Below are 15724 nucleotides of genomic sequence, written 5' to 3'. Positions count from 1 at the left end.
CCGCGTCACCAGGGTTTGTACCCTGGAGGCGCGGCATCCGTGCTGTTCAGCCAGAGTCTTCCGATACATAAGCGAGGCCCGCATGATCGACCCGGTGACCTTCGACGGTCCGCCCGCCGTCGGTACCTTCGACCAGAAGCGGGCCGAGAACGCCATCCGCGAGCTGCTCCTCGCCGTCGGGGAGGACCCGGACCGCGAGGGCCTGCTGGAGACCCCGGCCCGGGTGGCGCGCGCCTACAAGGAGATATTCGCGGGCCTGTGGCAGGAGCCCGAGGACGTCCTCACCACCACCTTCGACCTCGGCCACGACGAGATGGTGCTGGTCAAGGACATCGAGCTGACCTCGGTCTGCGAGCACCACCTGGTGCCGTTCCGCGGCGTGGCCCACGTCGGGTACATCCCGTCCACCAGCGGCAAGATCACCGGGCTGTCCAAGCTCGCCCGGCTGGTCGACGTCTACGCCCGCCGGCCGCAGGTGCAGGAGCGGCTGACCAGCCAGGTCGCCGACGCGCTGATGCGGATCCTGGAGCCGCGCGGGGCGATCGTCGTGGTCGAGTGCGAGCACATGTGCATGTCGATGCGCGGCATCCGCAAGCCCGGCGCCAAGACCATCACCTCCTGCGTGCGCGGCCAGCTGCGCGACCCGGCCACCCGGGCCGAGGCGATGAGCCTCATCATCGGCCGGTAGGGCGCCGGCCGGCCGACGGTTCAGGAACCGGGCACCTCGTGCTCCGCGTGCGGCGGAGCCGGGGTGCCCAGCGCGTTGCGGTGCTCGGGCATCCGCAGCGTGACCATCCGGCGCCAGCCGTAGGCGCGGTCGTACAGGTGGAGCGCGCGCACCCCGAGGGTGATCAGGGCGAGCTGCCAGCGCGGCCAGCGCAGGATCCGGGCCATCCGGGCGGTGACGGCGAGGCCGACGTCCCGGTAGGTGCGGACCTCGCCCCGGGCGCTGGTCTCCAGGGCGTGCCGGACGTACGGGCCGTGGCCCTCGGAGATCAGCCGCAGCAGCTCCTCGTGGCAGTAGGCGAGGTGGTCGTCCTCGTCGGCGGAGATCACCCGCATCGCCCGGCCGAGGGCCGGGTTGTCCGCGTACGCCTTGACCAGCTGCCGCATCTGCTCGGCGGCGCGCTGCTCGGTGACCCGGCTGTGCGCGAGGTAGGTGATGAGCTCGCGGTCGGTCAGCGGGACGTCGGTGTTCAGCCGTTCGTGCGAGAGGCCGATGCCCTGGCGCTCCAGCAGCATGCAGTAGTCGGTCTCGTCGGGCACGGGCACCTTGGGCAGGCCGCGCCGGTTCAGCAGCTGGGCGAAGATCCGGCCGTGCTTGCGCTCGTCGGCACCGTGCCGGGCGACCTTCGGGGCGAGGACCGGGTCCCGGGTGAGGGCGGCGATCCGCTCGTTCTCCCAGCCGCCCTGGTCCTCGCCGCCGGCCGCGATGCTGCAGAACAGCTGGTACGCCTGGTCGTTGCGGTAGATCTCGTCGAAGAGCGAGCGGGTGCTCAGCACAGTGCCTCCTGCGCGGGTCCGGGGGCGCCCGGCGGGGGCCGACGGGCGGTCGCGATACGTTCCCCCGGGCCGCCGGCCGGGCGGGCCGACCGGCGGGTAGTCACCCACGTGCGCTAGCCGAGGTGCGAGCCCAGCCATTCGAGGGTGGCCGGCAGCTCCCTGGTCCAGCTGTCGAAGTTGTGCCCGCCGTCGTCCAGGTAGAGCGAGTCGATCTTGAACTGGGGGTTGGCCGCCGCGGTCCTGGTGGCGAGGTCGACGAACTGGACGGTCTGCGGGTAGTCCCCCTCCGCGCGGGTGGAGACCGCCAGCACGTTGAGCGCCGGGACCGGCAGGTTCTGCAGCCGCCAGCCGAGGTCGTGCTGCTGGGCCAGCGCCTTGTCGCCGTTGAAGAGGTCGCCGCCGGTGTAGTTGTCCTGGCGCACGGTGAAGTCGCCGTGCAGGCTCGCCGCGCTGCCGTAGACGTTCGGGAAGCGCATCGCCAGGCGCAGCGCGCAGCTGCCGCCGGTGGAGTAGCCGAGGGTGCCCCAGGAGCCGGCCGTGCGGCCGACCCGGTAGGCGCTGAGGATGGCCTCGGGGACGTCCTTGACGAACCAGGTCTCGGTGCGCGGCCCGCCGGGGACGTCCACGCACTCGGTGTCCCGGGACGGGACGACCGCCGGGCGGGCCATCACCAGGACGGTCGGCGGCATCTTGCCGGAGCGCTGCAGCTCGATCGCGGTCTGGGCGAGGGGCAGCTCGTGCAGCAGGTTCAGGGTGGTGCCCGGGTAGCCGGCGATGGCCAGCAGGACGGGGAAGCGGACCAGGGTGAGCTTCGGGTCGAAGTACGCGGGCGGCAGGTAGACGAACATCTGGTCGGAGAAGCCCGTCTCCTTGCCGCTCACCCGGACCGACTCGATCCTGCCGACCTCCTCGGGCGGGCCCTTCGGCAGGTTGGTGATGGTCTCCAGGCCGCCCTCGGTGGTGGGCTGGACCAGCGCGTCGGGGACCGGGGTGCCGCCCCTGTGGTTCTCGTTGCCGGCCAGCGCGAGCTTGGCGCCGCCGGGGCTGAGCAGGTCGTCCCAGGAGGTGTAGAACCCGAAGGAGTTGTTCACCGACAGCGCGAGCACGGCCAGGACCGAGGCTTGAACGACCGTCAGTAACCCGATCCGGCCGAGCACCGGCAGTGGACGTTGCGGCGCCAGCCGCGGCCAGAGCCACAGGGTCGTGACGACCGCCGCGGCGCCGAGTGCGAGAAGCGAGTTCACCAGCGCGTCGCTGGTCAGTTCCATGCCGTCGGCCTTCCGGTGGGACACTGTCGGTGCAGGCTTCATCGTCTGGCGGTCCGTCAGGCCGGGCCACCGTGGCTAGGCTGTCCGGATGCCCGGGCGGGCTGGTAGGGCGGGGAGAGCCGGAGGCAACCGGCGCCCTAGAATGCGGCGTCCACCGTACGTAACGCGTCCCGGAGGGTCCCGTCGCGCCACGCTGCGGCGGGCCCCCGGCTCCCACCGCCGGCTCAACCCGCAGCGCGACCACGGCCCCGGTTTACCGACCGTTTCCGGGTCCTTGGTATGCGCATTGCCTGATGAAGGAATAGGCATGAAGGTCCATCACGCGTCCTCCCCCGGAGTGACCGGACACCGCACCGCAGCCTCTACGCTGAGCTTCCATGAGCGTTCCCGTGTCCGTTGAGCCGAGCCCCGAGCAGCCGCCGCGCCGTCGCCGCGGCCTGCAGACGCTGCGCAACCAGGCGTCCGCCGTCCCGAGGGCCTGGCTCCCCGGAGCGGTCGGCTACGCCTGTCTGCTGATCGGGCTCGTGGACATCGCCAGCGCGGTGTTCCCCAGGCTCCGGCACACGAAGGTGCACACCTTCGCGGGGCAGCTGCCGGGCGGCACCACCAGCCTGGCGGCGGTCGGCGCGCTGATGGTCGGCATCCTGCTGGTGCCGCTGGCGCACGCGCTGCGCCGGCGCAAGCGGCGGGCCTGGCGGGCGGTCTGCGTGCTGCTGCCGGTCAGCGCCGGGCTGCACATCGTGCGCTGGCACCAGATCGGCCCGGCGGTCGTCTCGCTGGTGGTCCTCGCCGTGATGCTGGTCCACCAGCGCGAGTTCTACGCCAAGGCCGACCCGCGCACCCGCTGGCGGGCGGTGGTCAACCTGGTCGTCATGGGCGTCCTCAGCGTGCTGCTCGGCCTGCTGATCGTGAGCACCCGGACCAAGTACGAGATCGGCCACCCGGGCCTGACCGAGCGCCTGCAGCACGTCGGGTACGGACTGTTCGGCTTCGAGGGCCCGATCCGGTACAACAACGTCCGGATGTCCGACCTGGTCGCCTACCTGCTCGGCGGGCTCGGCCTGCTGACCGCCTTCACCACCGCGTACCTGGCGCTGCGCCCGGGCAAGCCGAAGCCCGAGCTGACCGCGGAGGACGAGGAGAAGGTCCGCGAGCTGCTCAAGCGGCACGGCGAGCGCGACTCGCTCGGCTACTTCGCGCTGCGCCGCGACAAGAGCGTGCTGTTCTCGCCCACCGGCAAGGCCGCGATCTCCTACCGGGTGGTCTCCGGCGTGATGCTGGCCTCCGGCGACCCGGTCGGCGACGTCGAGGCCTGGCCGGGCGCGATCAAGGTGTTCATGGCCGAGGCCCGCGAGCACGCCTGGGTGCCGGCCGTGATGGGGTGCAGCGAGGTCGGCGGCGAGGTCTGGACCCGTGAGGCGGGCCTGGACGCGCTGGAGCTGGGCGACGAGGCGATCGTGGACACCGCGTCCTTCTCGCTCTCCGGCCGGGCCATGCGCAACGTGCGCCAGATGGTCAAGCGGATCGAGCGCAACGGCTACTCCTGCCAGGTGCGCCGGGTCTCCGAGCTCACCGTGGAGGAGAAGTACCGGATCGCCGACGCCGCCGCCCGCTGGCGCGGCACCGACACCGAGCGGGGCTTCTCGATGGCCCTCGGCCGCTTCGGCGACCCGCTGGACGACGACTGCGTGGTGGTCACCGCCCACAAGGCCCCGGAGGAGGGCGAGGAGGGCGACGACCTGAAGGCCGTGCTGCACTTCGTGCCCTGGGGCCCGGACGGCATCTCGCTGGAGCTGATGCGCCGCGACCGCGCCGCCGACCCGGGCCTGAACGAGCTGCTGATCGTCGCCGCGCTGCAGGCGGTGCCCGCGATGGGCGTGCGCCGGGTGTCGCTCAACTTCGCGATGTTCCGCTCGGCGCTGGCCCGCGGCGAGCGGATCGGCGCCGGCCCGGTGCTGCGCGCCTGGCGGGGGCTGCTGGTGTTCCTGTCGCGCTGGTTCCAGATCGAGTCGCTGTACAAGTTCAACGCCAAGTTCCAGCCCGAGTGGGAGCCGCGCTTCCTGGTCTTCCCGAGCACCCGGGACCTGCCGCGGATCGGCTTCGCCGCGATGCAGGCGGAGGCCTTCATCACGCTCGGGATGCCGCGTCTCGGCCGCCGGCGCCAGCGCGAGGGGCTGATGCCGGTCCCGTCGACCCGTGAGGTCACCGAGGCCGCCTGAGGCCCGTCGCGGGCCTTCGGGGCCGCGACGGCACGGAACGGGGCCCCCGCCGAGAATCCTCGGCGGGGGCCCCGTTCGATAATGGGAAGCATGAACGATTCGCCCTCCTTCTCCCTGCCGGCCGGTCTGCCGCGACTGGAGCGCTGCGCCGTGATGGGCGTGGTCAACGTCACGCCCGACTCCTTCTCGGACGGCGGGATGTGGCACGACCCCGCCAAGGCGATCGCGCACGGCCTCGCACTGCGGGCCCGCGGCGCCGACCTGGTGGACGTCGGCGGCGAGTCCACCCGGCCGGGCTCGCAGCGGGTCCCCGAGGAGGAGGAGCTGCGCCGGGTGATCCCGGTGGTGCGCGAGCTCGCCGACGCCGGGGTGGTGGTCTCGGTGGACACCATGCGCGCCTCGGTCGCCGAGCGGGCCGTCGAGGCCGGCGCCGCGATCGTCAACGACGTCTCCGGGGGGCTCGCCGACCCGGCGATGGCCCGGGTGGTCGCCGAGACCGGCGCGCCCTTCGTGGTGATGCACTGGCGCGGGCAGTCCGCCGACATGGACCGGATGGCCGTCTACGACGACGTCGTGCGGGACGTGGTCGCCGAGCTGACCGACCGGGTGGACGCGCTGCTGGCGGCCGGGGTCAAGGAGGACCAGCTGATCCTCGACCCGGGGCTCGGCTTCGCCAAGACCTCCGAGCACAACTGGGCGCTGCTCGGCCGGCTGGACGCGCTCACCGCGCTCGGCCGTCCCGTGCTCGTGGCGGCTTCGCGCAAGCGGTTCCTGGGTACGCTGCTCGCCGACCCGGCAACCGGGGAACTGCGCCCGGCCCGGGAGCGCGACGACGCGACGGCCGCGGTGTCGGTGCTGTCCGCACGGGCGGGAGCCTGGGCGGTGCGGGTGCACGACGTGTCCGGCACGGCGGATGCCGTCCGGGTGGTCGCGGCCTGGCAGCACGCGGCGCGGTTGGGGTGAGGGAGGGTCTGTGACAGGTGACGGCAGGTTGAGCGGCGGTACGGCCGGGCGGGCCCGCGAGGCGGACCTGGAGGCCGTTCTGGCGGCGAACCAGGGGCTCTACGAGGCGCTGGAACGGGGGGACCTGGAAGCGGTCGAGGACGCCTGGCTGGGCGCCGCGGACGCCGACGACAAGGGTGGCGTGGTGTGCGTGCACCCGGGCTGGCCGGTGCTCCGCGGCCGGGCCCAGGTGACCCGTTCGTACATGCTGATCATGATGAACACGGAGTACATCCAGTTCTTCCTGACCGATGTCGAGGCCGAGGTGCACGGTGATGTGGCCCTTGTCACGTGCACCGAGAACATCCTGTCCGGCGGAGAGTCGGAGGAGGAGGGGGAACTCGGGCCGCTGGTCGGCGGAAAGGTCGTGTCGACGAATCTGTTCCGTCGTACCCCGGCCGGGTGGAAGCTCTGGTCGCATCACGGTTCACCCGTTCTGACCAGCGGGGACGACGACGAGGAGAGCTGATTCCGGCACTTGCGGAAATGCGGTGCCGGGAAGTCGCCGGGAATTTCCGAGTGGTCACCGAACGTTCACGTCAATCGCCATATCGGTGCGCGTGGCGTCGGTTCGTGCCGGGTAGGACGGTCAGGCGTTGTCCGTGCTCGCGGGTAGATTCGAAACGGAGTGGCGGGCGTGCCGCCCGCCTTCGCCCTGCCCGTCCATGCCTTTCTCCGGGCGGGGCCCGTCCGACTGGGAGCAGTGATTCGTTTGCTGGACCGCGTCACCCTGCGGGGGCTGCGAGCCCGGGGCCACCACGGCGTCTTCGAGCGCGAGCGCGTCGAGGGGCAGACCTTCGTGGTCGACCTCGTGCTCCACCTGGACACCCGCCCCGCCGCGGCCGGAGACGACCTCACCCGCACCGCGCACTACGGGCTGGTGGCGGAGGAGGTCACCGCGATCATCGCCGGGGAGCCGGTCGACCTGATCGAGACGCTGGCCCAGCGGATCGCCGACCAGTGCCTCAAGCACGAAGCGGTCGAGGAGGTCGAGGTCACCGTGCACAAGCCGGACGCCCCGATCACCGTGCCGTTCGACGACGTGACCGTGACCATCCACCGGGGCCGCGCATGACCCCCACCGCGCGCCCGGTATCCGATGTAGAGGACGTTTTCCGATGAGCGAGCGAAGCGAGCGGATGATCAAGAGGTGCGCATGGGTGAGTGCCCCTGCTGAGCGAAGCGAGGCGGGCGCATGAGCACCAGTGACCCGACCGCCACGCCGAACGCGTTCGACCTGGAGAGCCGGGTGGACTCCGCCGACACCACGCTGCACAGCCAGCGCTGCGCGGTGATCGCGCTCGGCAGCAACCTGGGCAACCGGCTGGACACCCTCCAGGGGGCCGTCGACGCGCTCGCCGACACCCCGGGGCTGAAGATCAAGGCCGTCTCCGCGGTGTACGAGACCGAGGCCGTCGGCGGGCCGGACGAGCAGCCGAACTACTACAACGCGGTCGTGGTGCTGCGCACCTCGCTGCCCCCGCGGGACCTGCTGGAGCGCGGCAACGCCATCGAGGACGCCTTCGGGCGGGTGCGGACCGTCCACTGGGGCCCGCGCACCCTGGACGTCGACATCCTGGCCTACGAGGGCGTGCTGAGCGACGACCCGCAGCTGCTGCTGCCGCACCCGCGCTCGCACGAGCGCGCCTTCGTGCTCGCCCCCTGGCTGGACGCCCAGCCGGAGGCCGAGGTGCCCGGGCACGGGCGGGTGGACGCGCTGCTGACCGCGCTGGGCGGTCCGGACGCGCAGGGCGTGAAGCGCCGCGAGGACATCGGGCTGACGCTGCCCGAGTAGGTCCGGAGGCCGGTGACCGGGGCCGTTGCCCGGGGAACTCGGCCGGGGGCCCGGCCGTACGAGTAGGTGTCCGCCGTTCACGCGGGTGCCCGCCCGGCCGGGCCCGGTACGGTGGCCTGGCGTCGCCGCGCCACCGGGCGGGCGGCCGGTTCGGGTACCCGGGAAGGACCTCCTCCGAGTGAAGCTGCTTCGCCTCCGCCTCCTGATCGGCATCACCGCCGCCACGACGGCGCTGTCCTGGGCCGGCTCCAAGCTGTGGGCCTCCGTGGACACGCTGCCGGCGGTGCCGGCCGCGGCGCCGGTGGTGCTGGCGGCGGTCGCGGTGGTCCTGCTGGCGACCGCGCTGTCGCTGCGGGCCCGGCTGAAGGCGGTGCGCGAGCGGCAGCCCGGGGCGAAGGGGGTCGACCCGCTGCTGGCGGCCCGGGCGGTGGTGCTGGGGCAGGCCAGCGCGCTGGTCTCCTCGGTGGTCACCGGGATCTACGCGGGGGCCGGGATCTACCTGCTGGGCGAGCTGGACGTGTCGGCCCGCAAGGACCAGGCCGTGACGGCCGGGCTCGCGGTGCTGGCGGGGGCCGCGGTGATCGCGGCGGCGCTCTGGATCCAGCACGTGTGCAAGCTGCCGGAGAACCACGACGACCCGGGCGGTCCGGCGGCGTCGCACCGCTGAGACGCGGCCGGGGCAGCGCCGGGGCGCCGCCCGGGCGTCACGGGGGCCTCGACGGCCCCGCCGGCACCGTCGGCCTCGTCGGCACCGCTGAGCAGGGCTTTCCTCGTGATCTTGCGTGAGAATCCGGGCACGTGCGGTAAAAACCGCACCCTGTCAAGGGCGGAAGGGGACCCTGGGCTGACAGGCCCCCAATTCGCACGCTAGTTTCTTGGACATGTCTCGCGGACGCCACCGTCATTCCTCCGTCCTCGGCCGGGTCTTTCCCCCCACCGCCGCCGGCGTGCTGCTGGTCGCCGCACTGGCCGCTCTGCTTTTCAGTCAGGACACCGTCCTGGTGCGCTCGGTGGGCGTCGCGGCGGTGATCGCGACGCTCGGCTTCGCGCTGCTGCTGCGCCAGCGGGACAAGGCGGCCCGGGCGGCCGCCGAGACGTCCGCGGCCCAGCGGCTGCGCGCCGAGGAGCGGTTCGAGGAGCAGCTGGCCGAGGCCGAGTACGCGGCGGAGGTCGCCGAGGAGCGGGCCACCCGGTTCGGGCGGCGGCTGACGGCGGAGAAGTCGCGGTTGGCGAAGGCCGAGACCGAGATCGCCCGGCTGCTGCGCGAGCGGGCCGTGGCGGTCGCCGAGCAGGCGCTCAAGGAGGCCGAGGCGGCCCAGCAGGCGCTCGCCGCGAGCCGTCCGAAGCACCCGGCCAGCCCGGCCGCCTACGTGCGGGCGGCGTCCGTGCTGCGGCTGCTGGAGCGCCGCGCGGCGGAGCAGGAGGCCCGGCGGGCGCGTACGGCGGGCGCGGAGGTGGCCCTGCGGAAGCCCGCGAAGGAGTCGCCGGTCGCCCCGGCCGCGTCGGTGGCCGTGCCGGCCCCGGTGGCGCCCTCGGTGCCGACCCCGGGGCAGGCTCCGGCGGCCCCGGCGCCGGTGCGGCCCGAGCCGGTGCGTCCGGCGCTGACCGCGACGGTCGGTCAGCTCGGTGGCGCGTCGGCCGGGCCGGCCGCGGCGCCCGCGCCGGTGGAGCGGCAGCGGCCGCGTCCGGCGCAGTCCGGTCCGGCCCGCGGGCAGGGCTTCAGCTTCTTCGGCCGCGGTGCGGCTGCCCCGGCGCGCCCGGCGGCCCCGGCACCGGCGGTGGGCAGCGTCGCCGAACTGGGGGAGCGCGCCGACCTGGCGGACGTGGTGGGCGACGAGGCGGTGGCCGAGAAGGCCGTGGCCGAGGCCCGGGCGGCGGAGTCGGCCGAGCGGCCGGAGCAGGGCGAGCCGACCGTGGTGGACCTGACGCCGGAGGACGAGACCGAGCTGATCCAGCTGCCGGAGCTGCGCGCCTCGCGCTGAGGCCCGCCGGGCCCCGGAAACGGAGAAACCGCGGCGCGGGGAGTCGGACGGACCGACTTCCCGCGCCGCGGCGTTGTCCGCGGGTGCGTCAGAGCTGGACGCCGAAGTCCTGGGCGATGCCGGCCAGGCCGGAGGCGTAGCCCTGGCCGACGGCGCGGAACTTCCACTCCCCGTTGTTGCGGTAGAGCTCGCCGAAGATCATCGCGGTCTCGGTGGCGGCGTCCTCGGAGAGGTCGTAGCGGGCGATCTCGGCGCCGCCGGCCGCGTTCACCACGCGGATGTAGGCGTTGCGGACCTGGCCGAAGTTCTGGCCGCGGGCGGTGCCGTCGTAGATGGTGACCGGGAAGGTGATCTTGGCGGCCTCGACCGGCAGGCCGGCCAGGTTGATGTTGATCGACTCGTCGTCGCCCGCGCCCTCGCCGGTGCGGTTGTCACCGGTGTGCACGACGGTGTTGTCCGGCGTGCTGGTGTTGTTGAAGAAGACGAAGTGGCCGTTGGACAGCACCTTGCCGTCCGCGTTCAGGACGATCGCGCTGGCGTCGAGGTCGAACTCGGCGCCGGTCGTGGTGCGGACGTCCCAACCCAGGCCGACGGTGACCGCGGACAGGCCGGGGGCCTCCTTGGTCAGCGAGACGTTGCCACCCTTGGAGAGGCTCACTGGCATGACGATTGCAGTCCCTTCGTTCGCTTCGTTCGCTATTTCCCGGGACAACGCAATACCGCGGTGGCTTGGTTCCGCAGGGGCCGTGAATTCTTCGTGGGCGCCCAACGGAGGGCAAAGACCGGGCAAAGGACGTGTCAGATGCGCCGGAACCGGCCCTGCAGCGTCCAGATGTTCGGGTTGTCGGCCAGGTCGGGGTGCATGTCGAAGAGGTCGGCCAGGGTGTCCTGGAGGAAGTCCCGGGCCTCGCGCCGCAGCTCGCCGTGGCGGACCACCACCGGCGGCTCGTCCGGCAGCCAGGTGGCGGTGACCTCGACCCAGTTGAAGCGGCGGGCGAAGCGCAGCAGCTCGGTGTTCTGGGTGAAGTCGAGGTCGGCGGTCTGCACCCGGGCGGCCCGGACGCCGTCCGGGTCGCGGTCCAGGAGTTCGGCGACGTCGCACAGCGCCCAGGCGAAGTCGAGCACGGGCACCCAGCCCCAGGCGGTGGACAGTTCCGAGCCCTCGCCGTCCAGGTAGACGTCGCCGCAGAACAGGTCGTACCGCAGGGCGTGCACGGACGCGGTGCGGTAGTCCGTCTGCGGGGGGTCGGGGAAGCGGTTGGAGAGGGAGTAGCCGAGCTCGATCACGTACGCCATTGTCGGGGCTCGGGGCGCCCGGGGGTAACCGGGTGCGGAAGCGGGGGGCGTACCGATATCCGGGTGACCGGGCGGGCCGGGCGCGGGATGATGGGCGCATGTCCGAGCCCATCCGCGTACGGGGGTCGGTGGTCGTCCCCGACGCCGAGCTCGTCTGGCGCTTCTCGCGTTCCTCCGGCCCCGGCGGCCAGCACGTCAACACCTCCGACTCCAAGGCCGAGTTGCGCTTCGACCTGGCCTCGACCAGGGCGCTGCCCGAGGTGTGGCGCGAGCGCGCGCTGGAGCGGCTGGCCGGCCGGCTGGTGGACGGCCGGGTGCTGGTGGTCCAGGCCTCGGAGTTCCGCTCGCAGTGGCGCAACCGGGAGGCGGCCGCGGCCCGGCTGTCGGCGCTGCTGACCGAGGCGTGCGCGCCGCCGCCGAAGGCCCGGCGGGCGACCAGGCCGAGCCGGGGGATGGTCCAGCGGCGGCTGGAGAACAAGAAGCACCGCTCCGAGCTGAAGCGGGGCCGCCGGGCGCCGCGGGGCGGCGAGTAGCCGGCGCGGCCTCAGCCGAGGGTGCGGTAACCGCCGCGGAAGTAGAGCAGCGGGCGGCCGCCGGGGTCGGGCACCGTGGCCTCCAGGACGCGGCCGAGCAGCAGGGTGTGGTCGCCGGCGGGTATCCGCTGCTCGGTGCGGCACTCGACGGTGGCCAGCGCGCCGTCGACCAGCGGGGCGCCGGTGCGCGGGCCGCGGTGGTGCGGGGTGTCCGCGAACAGCAGCCGGTCGCTGAGACGGCCCTTCATGGCGAACCGGGAGCCGAGCGTCTTCTGTCCCTCGGTCAGCACCGAGACCGCCCAGTTGTCCACCCGGGAGAGCACCTCGTCCATCCGGGAGTCCTCGCGGACCGAGATCAGCACCAGCGGCGGCTCCAGCGACACCGAGAGGAAGGACGTGGCGGTCATGCCGACGTCCTCGCCGTCCTCCGGGTCGTGGACGGTCACCAGGCTCACGCCGGCGGCGAGCTGGGAGAGGGCAGCCCGGAACTCGTCGGGCGTGGCGTGGGGGGCAGCTTCGGGCTGCGGCGACGGGTACACGTACCGCACGGTAGTCGTCACCCGGGAGGAACGGCATCGGGCCTTGGTCGTAGGACCGGCGGTCCGGCCGAAGGGTTACGCCCGGTGGCCGAACTCACCCTCAGGAGTGAAGCGACCGGACTGGCGGGTGCAGTCGGCTTCAGTCGGCGGCCAATGCGGTCGACCACCAGAAAAGTTCCGATGGCGCTGTATGTCCCACTACGGGACAGATGAACTGATTAAGGGCGCATTAGTCTCGTGTGATTTAAGTCACAAGTGATGGCCTATTGCTGACCGAGCGTGCCGAGCGCTGTGCTCCCTGTGATTCAGTTCTTCTGGCAATCGGACGATAACCAATCAAGAACTATCCGAAGCAGCCGGGGAGCCCCCGCATGGAAGCCGAGTCGGAGCCGTACGTCCGTCTCGCGACCCTCCGCACCTTGCACCGGGTCGTGGCGGACCTCAACGCTGCCCGCAGCCTCGCTGGCACGCTCCAGGCCGTGGTCGAGGGCGCGGTGCACGGGCTCGGCTTCGACGCCGCCGCGGTCAGCCTCGTCCGGCCCGACGGCGACCTCGTGGTGGCGGCTGTCTGGGAGCTGGAGGAGAGCCCGATGGGCGGCCCCTCTGTCCTGCTCGGCCAGGTCGGCTCCCGGGAGTCCTGGGACCGGCTGCTCGGCGTCAGCGACCACTGGGGCACCCTGCGCTTCCTGCCGTACGACCGCGGCTGGGCCGTCGCCAGCGACATCCCGCGCTGGATCGGGGACGGCCCGCTGCCGGTGTACGCCAACGACTGGCACCCCGCCGACGGGCTGCTCGCCCCGATGTACAGCGCCGGCGGCGACCTCCTCGGCGTCCTCTCGGTGGACCGCCCGCGCAGCGGCAAGCGGCCCGGCGCCTGGACCCGCGAGGCGCTGGAGATGTTCTCGCTGCAGGCCTCCATCGCGATCGGCAACGCCCGGCTGCGGGCCGAGATGCAGCGCGCGCTGGCCCGCCTGGAGAAGGAGCAGCAGGCGCTGCGGGCCAGCGAGGAGAGCTTCCGCCAGGCCTTCGAGTACGCGCCCAGCGGGATGGCGATCACCGAGCTGCACGGCGTCGGGCGCGGCCAGCTGACCAGGGTCAACGACGCGCTCTGCCGACTGCTCGGCCGGCCCCGGGCGGTGCTGCGCCAGCAGAGCTTCGCCGACCTCGTGCACCCCGAGGACCGGGCGCTGCTGGAGCGCACCAGCGCCGAGAGCGGCCGCGCGGAGCTGCGGCTTTCCCGGCGGGATGGCGGCTACCAGTGGGTCTGCCTGCGCAACTCGATCGTCGCGGACGCGGCCGAGGGGCCGAGCTTCCTGCTCACCCACGTCGAGGACATCGAGGACCGCAAGCGGCACGAGTTCCAGCTCGCCCACCGGGCCAGCCACGACGCCCTGACCGGGCTGCCGAACGGCGCCGAGCTCAAGGCCCGGCTGGCCCGCCGGCTCTGCGCCCAGCCGCAGCCGGTCGGCGCCACCGGCGGGCAGGTCGAGGTGGCCTACCCGCAGCCGTACGGCTACCCGGCCGACTCCTACAGCGCGCACGCGGCGCACGACGGGCTGGAGGGCGCGGACCGGTACGCCGGGCCGGCGCACGGCTACGGCCTGCCCGAGGGGCTGCCGAGCGGGCTCGGCCCGGGCTTCGGGGAGCACGTGCACGCGGTGGTCCCGGCCGAGTACGGGCCGGGCGGCGAGGCCTGGTCGGCTCCGTTCCGCTCGGGCGCGGCGGCGGCGGTGGACAAGGGGCTCGCGGTGCTCTTCTGCGACCTGGACGGCTTCAAGTCGATCAACGACCGGTTCGGCCACAACGCGGGCGACGCGGTGCTGGTCGAGGTCGCCCGGCGGCTGAGCCAGGCCGTCCGGGACGGCGACACGGTGGCCCGGCTCGGCGGCGACGAGTTCGTGGTGCTGGCGGACGGGATCGGCCGCGAGGAGGCCAAGGACCTCGCCCACCGGCTGCGGGGCGCGATCATCCCGCCGATGCGGATCGACGGACGGGCGATGCGGGTGGGGGTGAGCCTCGGCGTCGGCTGGGCCGGCTGCGGGATGAGCATCGAGGAGGTGCTGCAGACCGCGGACGAGCGGATGTACGACGAGAAGCGGGCCCGGGGCGGGGCGGTGCGCGGGGCGCGCGGCGAGCGCTCGCACCGGCGCGCGGGCTGAGCCGGCGGACGGCCCCCGCGGGCCCGGGCCGGCCCTGGTCGGTCCCGGTTACCCGTGAGTTGTCAAGGGTTCTTTTCCCGCCGTCACATACGGCAGGTAGGGTTCCCGGTACGACAGCGTCCATGATCTGCGCCGCCCGCAGCAGGCGGCGCACCGGATGGGGGAGCAGACCACCGTGACGACCGCCGGCAGCAACGGAGTGCCCGAGGGCCAGGGGGGCGGTGCCCCGCAGGACGACGACCCGTTCGGCTACCTCTACCGCCCGGCCGACGGTTCCACCGGGCAGCCGGCCGAGCCGCAGCAGGGGGTCCCGCGCACGCCGTACAGCCGCCCGATGGAGGTCGGGCGCGCCCAGTACGGCTACCCGCCGCGGGCACAGCAGCAACAGCAGCAGCCGTACGGCCAGCAGGGCATGCCGCCGCAGTACCCGGGCGGCCAGCCGCAGGCCCCGTACGGTCAGCCCGGCCCGCCGCAGCAGCCCGAGTACGGTGCGGCGCCCACCCAGCAGACCCGCTACGCCGAGCACTCCCGGCCGCAGCCGGGGGAGGAGCCGCGCAGCAGCGGCCGGAGCAAGGGCGCGGTGATCGGCGCGGTGGCCGTGGTCGCGGCGATAGCGATCGGGGCGGGCATAGCCCTCTCCACCGGGGACCCGGACGACAACAAGACCGGCAAGGGCGGCACCGCCACCACCGCCCCGCCGGCCCCCACCACCCCGGGGCCGACCGCCACGACCGCCAGCGGCTCCCCCTCGGCGAGCGCCACCCCGGTCTCCGGACCGACGACCGTGGACGCCGGCCAGCTCCAGGGGCAGAACGCGCCCTCCGGCAACACCGTCAAGGGCGCCAAGTCGGCCGACGGCAGCTACCTGACGCTCCAGCCGGGCGGCTCGGTGACCTGGACCGGCGAGATCGCCACCGCCGGGTCGTACAAGCTGACCGTGCACTACAACTACTCGGGCGCGGAGTTCAAGGGCTCGGCCGCGGTGAACGGCAAGGACTGGCCGAGCGGGGTGACGTACAGGATCTACGGGCCGCAGCCCAAGGACCAGACCTCCGCCTGGTACAGCACCTGGATACTGCCGCAGTTCCAGGCCGGGCCGAACACGGTGACCCTCACGGTGCCCTCCGGCGCGGTCCTGGTCGACCAGATCACCATCGAGCCGGGCGGCTGAGCCCGCCCCTCCTCCGGACACACCACGGCCGCCCGTCCCCGCGTGGGGGAGGGCGGCCGTCGGCGTCGCTCAGGCGGGCTCGACGGTGGAGAACCTCTCGCCGCCGACGATCCACCGGCCGCGGCGCATCACCGCGACCAGGTCGTAGCCCTCCGAGTCGAGCACGACCAGGTCGGCGAGCTTGCCGGTCTCCAGCGAGCCGATCGAGTCGCCCAGGCCGAGCAGCCGGGCCGGGGTGGCGGACAGCGACTCGACGG

Annotated in this window: 17 protein-coding genes; 11 read left to right on the top strand and 6 right to left on the bottom strand. The window is 73.3% G+C overall.

The window, feature by feature from the left end:
• Nucleotides 1-82 precede the first annotated feature (82 nt).
• Nucleotides 83-688, top strand: a complete 606-nt coding sequence (gene folE, locus ACFCY1_RS30310) for a GTP cyclohydrolase I FolE (RefSeq protein WP_049654054.1) — start codon at nucleotides 83-85, stop codon at nucleotides 686-688.
• Nucleotides 689-708: 20 nt separating this feature from the next.
• On the opposite strand, the gene ACFCY1_RS30305 is transcribed toward folE, so the two are convergent.
• Nucleotides 709-1503 carry a ferritin-like domain-containing protein gene (locus ACFCY1_RS30305; RefSeq protein WP_375876659.1) on the bottom strand — a complete coding sequence of 265 codons (795 nt, stop codon included), beginning with the start codon at nucleotides 1501-1503 and terminating at the stop codon, nucleotides 709-711.
• A 113-nt stretch (nucleotides 1504-1616) separates the two neighbouring features.
• Entirely contained in the window at nucleotides 1617-2771 is a 1155-nt protein-coding gene (locus ACFCY1_RS30300) for an esterase family protein (protein ID WP_063780220.1), read from the bottom strand.
• A gap of 377 nt (nucleotides 2772-3148) precedes the next feature.
• Here ACFCY1_RS30300 and ACFCY1_RS30295 point away from each other — a divergent pair, with 377 nt between their 5' ends.
• From ACFCY1_RS30295 to ACFCY1_RS30265, 7 genes are all read left to right on the top strand, one after another.
• Complete coding sequence (locus ACFCY1_RS30295) at nucleotides 3149-4990, top strand: phosphatidylglycerol lysyltransferase domain-containing protein (protein WP_079272951.1); 1842 nt, start codon at nucleotides 3149-3151, stop codon at nucleotides 4988-4990.
• A 90-nt stretch (nucleotides 4991-5080) separates the two neighbouring features.
• Nucleotides 5081-5953: a dihydropteroate synthase gene (gene folP, locus ACFCY1_RS30290; RefSeq protein WP_049654059.1), complete on the top strand. Its 873-nt coding sequence runs from the start codon at nucleotides 5081-5083 to the stop codon at nucleotides 5951-5953.
• 28 nt (nucleotides 5954-5981) lie between these two features.
• Nucleotides 5982-6461 carry a nuclear transport factor 2 family protein gene (locus tag ACFCY1_RS30285; RefSeq protein WP_049654066.1) on the top strand — a complete coding sequence of 160 codons (480 nt, stop codon included), beginning with the start codon at nucleotides 5982-5984 and terminating at the stop codon, nucleotides 6459-6461.
• Nucleotides 6462-6707: 246 nt separating this feature from the next.
• Complete coding sequence (gene folB, locus ACFCY1_RS30280) at nucleotides 6708-7067, top strand: dihydroneopterin aldolase (protein WP_049654068.1); 360 nt, start codon at nucleotides 6708-6710, stop codon at nucleotides 7065-7067.
• Between the two features lie 120 nt (nucleotides 7068-7187).
• On the top strand, nucleotides 7188-7787 hold the full coding sequence (gene folK / locus ACFCY1_RS30275) for a 2-amino-4-hydroxy-6-hydroxymethyldihydropteridine diphosphokinase (protein WP_117489038.1): 600 nt from the start codon (nucleotides 7188-7190) through the stop codon (nucleotides 7785-7787).
• 178 nt (nucleotides 7788-7965) lie between these two features.
• Entirely contained in the window at nucleotides 7966-8454 is a 489-nt protein-coding gene (locus ACFCY1_RS30270) for a DUF3180 domain-containing protein (protein WP_049654061.1), read from the top strand.
• Between the two features lie 214 nt (nucleotides 8455-8668).
• Nucleotides 8669-9769: a hypothetical protein gene (locus tag ACFCY1_RS30265; protein ID WP_375876658.1), complete on the top strand. Its 1101-nt coding sequence runs from the start codon at nucleotides 8669-8671 to the stop codon at nucleotides 9767-9769.
• Between the two features lie 88 nt (nucleotides 9770-9857).
• On the opposite strand, the gene ACFCY1_RS30260 is transcribed toward ACFCY1_RS30265, so the two are convergent.
• A complete protein-coding gene (locus ACFCY1_RS30260) occupies nucleotides 9858-10433 on the bottom strand; it encodes a TerD family protein (protein ID WP_049655167.1) in 576 nt (191 codons plus the stop codon).
• 134 nt (nucleotides 10434-10567) lie between these two features.
• On the bottom strand, nucleotides 10568-11065 hold the full coding sequence (locus tag ACFCY1_RS30255) for a hypothetical protein (protein WP_369808326.1): 498 nt from the start codon (nucleotides 11063-11065) through the stop codon (nucleotides 10568-10570).
• A gap of 98 nt (nucleotides 11066-11163) precedes the next feature.
• Between ACFCY1_RS30255 and arfB the strand changes: the two genes are divergently transcribed.
• Nucleotides 11164-11598 (top strand): alternative ribosome rescue aminoacyl-tRNA hydrolase ArfB, encoded by a 435-nt coding sequence (gene arfB, locus ACFCY1_RS30250; protein ID WP_049655169.1) that lies wholly within the window; start codon nucleotides 11164-11166, stop codon nucleotides 11596-11598.
• Between the two features lie 11 nt (nucleotides 11599-11609).
• Here the strand turns inward: arfB and ACFCY1_RS30245 are convergent, their stop codons facing one another.
• Complete coding sequence (locus tag ACFCY1_RS30245) at nucleotides 11610-12146, bottom strand: flavin reductase family protein (protein ID WP_375876677.1); 537 nt, start codon at nucleotides 12144-12146, stop codon at nucleotides 11610-11612.
• 362 nt (nucleotides 12147-12508) lie between these two features.
• Between ACFCY1_RS30245 and ACFCY1_RS30240 the strand changes: the two genes are divergently transcribed.
• Both ACFCY1_RS30240 and ACFCY1_RS30235 read left to right on the top strand, forming a co-directional pair.
• Nucleotides 12509-14296, top strand: a complete 1788-nt coding sequence (locus ACFCY1_RS30240; RefSeq protein WP_049655177.1) for a diguanylate cyclase — start codon at nucleotides 12509-12511, stop codon at nucleotides 14294-14296.
• A 157-nt stretch (nucleotides 14297-14453) separates the two neighbouring features.
• Entirely contained in the window at nucleotides 14454-15467 is a 1014-nt protein-coding gene (locus ACFCY1_RS30235) for a hypothetical protein (RefSeq protein WP_117489047.1), read from the top strand.
• Between the two features lie 69 nt (nucleotides 15468-15536).
• Here ACFCY1_RS30235 and ACFCY1_RS30230 read toward each other — a convergent pair.
• A partial coding sequence (locus ACFCY1_RS30230; protein WP_375876657.1) for an amidohydrolase family protein occupies nucleotides 15537-15724 on the bottom strand: 188 nt, incomplete at its 5' end.

It is taken from the genome of Kitasatospora sp. NPDC056273, assembly GCF_042268845.1.
In the GTDB taxonomy this organism is placed as follows: Bacteria; Actinomycetota; Actinomycetes; order Streptomycetales; family Streptomycetaceae; genus Kitasatospora.
Note: the sequence above shows the minus strand (reverse complement) of the source record. Positions and strands in the feature narration are given on the sequence as shown.